This window comes from Pseudoalteromonas sp. PPB1, from assembly GCF_015356275.1.
Taxonomy (GTDB): Bacteria; Pseudomonadota; Gammaproteobacteria; order Enterobacterales; family Alteromonadaceae; genus Pseudoalteromonas; species Pseudoalteromonas rubra_D.
Genome location: NZ_JACEQV010000063.1, coordinates 1 through 2,820, shown reverse-complemented (window position 1 = coordinate 2,820; position 2,820 = coordinate 1). Strand labels below are relative to the sequence as shown.

Annotated in this window: 1 rRNA gene; it reads left to right on the top strand. The window is 51.0% G+C overall.

The features are described from left to right. Positions 1 to 2,782 (top strand): 23S ribosomal RNA (locus tag IY568_RS24235); the annotation flags it as partial. Positions 2,783 to 2,820 lie beyond the last annotated feature (38 nt).

The window sequence follows — 2,820 nt, the reverse complement described above, 5'->3', positions numbered from 1 at the left end:
CTTGAGACTAGGATTTCCGAATGGGGAAACCCGGCCCTTTGGGTCATCATGCAGTGAATACATAGCTGTATGAAGCGAACGCGGAGAACTGAAACATCTAAGTACCCGTAGGAAAAGAAATCAACCGAGATTCCGAAAGTAGCGGCGAGCGAAATCGGATTAGCCCTTAAGCTTTAATGTAGTTAGTGGAACATTCTGGAAAGTATGACGATACAGGGTGACAGTCCCGTACACGACAACTTATTTAAAGTGAAATCGAGTAGGTCGGAGCACGTGAAACTTTGACTGAATATGGGGGGACCATCCTCCAAGGCTAAATACTCCCAACTGACCGATAGTGAACCAGTACCGTGAGGGAAAGGCGAAAAGAACCCCTGTGAGGGGAGTGAAATAGAACCTGAAACCGTGTACGTACAAGCAGTAGGAGCCCTTCGAGGGTGACTGCGTACCTTTTGTATAATGGGTCAGCGACTTATATTCTGTAGCAAGGTTAACCATTTAGGGGAGCCGTAGCGAAAGCGAGTCTTAACTGGGCGCTTAAGTTGCAGGGTATAGACCCGAAACCCGGTGATCTAGCCATGGGCAGGTTGAAGGTCAGGTAACACTGACTGGAGGACCGAACCCACTAACGTTGAAAAGTTAGGGGATGACCTGTGGCTAGGAGTGAAAGGCTAATCAAACCGGGAGATAGCTGGTTCTCCCCGAAATCTATTTAGGTAGAGCCTCGGACGAATACTTACGGGGGTAGAGCACTGTTAAGGCTAGGGGGTCATCCCGACTTACCAACCCTTTGCAAACTCCGAATACCGTAAAGTACTATCCGGGAGACACACGGTGGGTGCTAACGTCCATCGTGGAGAGGGAAACAACCCAGACCGTCAGCTAAGGTCCCAAAGTGTATGTTAAGTGGGAAACGATGTGGGAAGGCTAAAACAGCTAGGAGGTTGGCTTAGAAGCAGCCATCCTTTAAAGAAAGCGTAATAGCTCACTAGTCGAGTCGGCCTGCGCGGAAGATGTAACGGGGCTAAACATACCACCGAAGCTACGGCTGCGAACTTAGTTCGCGGGGTAGGGGAGCGTTCTGTAAGTGGCTGAAGGTGTGCCGGGAGGCATGCTGGACATATCAGAAGTGCGAATGCTGACATGAGTAACGATAATGCGGGTGAAAAACCCGCACGCCGGAAGACCAAGGGTTCCTATCCCATGTTAATCAGGGTAGGGTGAGTCGACCCCTAAGGCGAGGCTGAAGAGCGTAGTCGATGGGAAACGGGTTAATATTCCCGTACTTGGTATAAATGCGATGGGGGGACGGAGCAGGCTAGGCAAGCATGGCGTTGGTTGTCCATGTGAAAGGCTGTAGGCTGGTGACTTAGGAAAATCCGGGTCGCTAAGGCTGAGAGTCGAGACGAGCCACTACGGTGGTGAAGTTGTTGATGCCCTACTTCCAGGAAAAGCCTCTAAGCTTCAGTTTATATCGAATCGTACCCTAAACCGACACAGGTGGTCAGGTAGAGAATACTAAGGCGCTTGAGAGAACTCGGGTGAAGGAACTAGGCAAAATTGTACCGTAACTTCGGGAGAAGGTACGCTCTTACTTGTGAAGACTTCGCGTCGTAAGCAGGCGAGAGCCGCAGTGACCAGGTGGCTGGGACTGTTTATTAAAAACACAGCACTGTGCAAAATCGTAAGATGACGTATACGGTGTGACACCTGCCCGGTGCCGGAAGGTTAATTGATGGGGTTAGCTTAGGCGAAGCTCTTGATCGAAGCCCCGGTAAACGGCGGCCGTAACTATAACGGTCCTAAGGTAGCGAAATTCCTTGTCGGGTAAGTTCCGACCTGCACGAATGGTGTAACCATGGCCACGCTGTCTCCACCCGAGACTCAGTGAAATTGAAATCGCAGTGAAGATGCTGTGTACCCGCGGCTAGACGGAAAGACCCCGTGAACCTTTACTACAGCTTGGCACTGAACATTGACCCTACATGTGTAGGATAGGTGGGAGGCTTTGAAGCGCAGTCGCTAGATTGTGTGGAGCCGTCCTTGAAATACCACCCTTGTAGTGTTGATGTTCTAACTTAGGTCCCTGATCGGGATTGAGGACAGTGCCTGGTGGGTAGTTTGACTGGGGCGGTCTCCTCCCAAAGAGTAACGGAGGAGCACGAAGGTTGGCTAAGTACGGTCGGACATCGTACGGTTAGTGTAATGGTAGAAGCCAGCTTAACTGCGAGACAGACACGTCGAGCAGGTACGAAAGTAGGTCATAGTGATCCGGTGGTTCTGAATGGAAGGGCCATCGCTCAACGGATAAAAGGTACTCCGGGGATAACAGGCTGATACCGCCCAAGAGTTCATATCGACGGCGGTGTTTGGCACCTCGATGTCGGCTCATCACATCCTGGGGCTGAAGTCGGTCCCAAGGGTATGGCTGTTCGCCATTTAAAGTGGTACGCGAGCTGGGTTTAGAACGTCGTGAGACAGTTCGGTCCCTATCTGCCGTGGGCGTTTGAGAATTGAGAGGGGCTGCTCCTAGTACGAGAGGACCGGAGTGGACGAACCGCTGGTGTTCGGGTTGTCATGCCAATGGCATTGCCCGGTAGCTACGTTCGGAATCGATAACCGCTGAAAGCATCTAAGCGGGAAGCGAGCCTCGAGATGAGTTCTCACTTTAACTTTAAGTTAACTGAAGGGCCGTTGAAGACTACAACGTTGATAGGCGAGATGTGGAAGTGGTGTGAGCCATTGAGCTAACTCGTACTAATTACCCGTGAGGCTTAACCATACAACGCCAAAGTGGTTTTGTTTGTTAGAAGTTAAGAA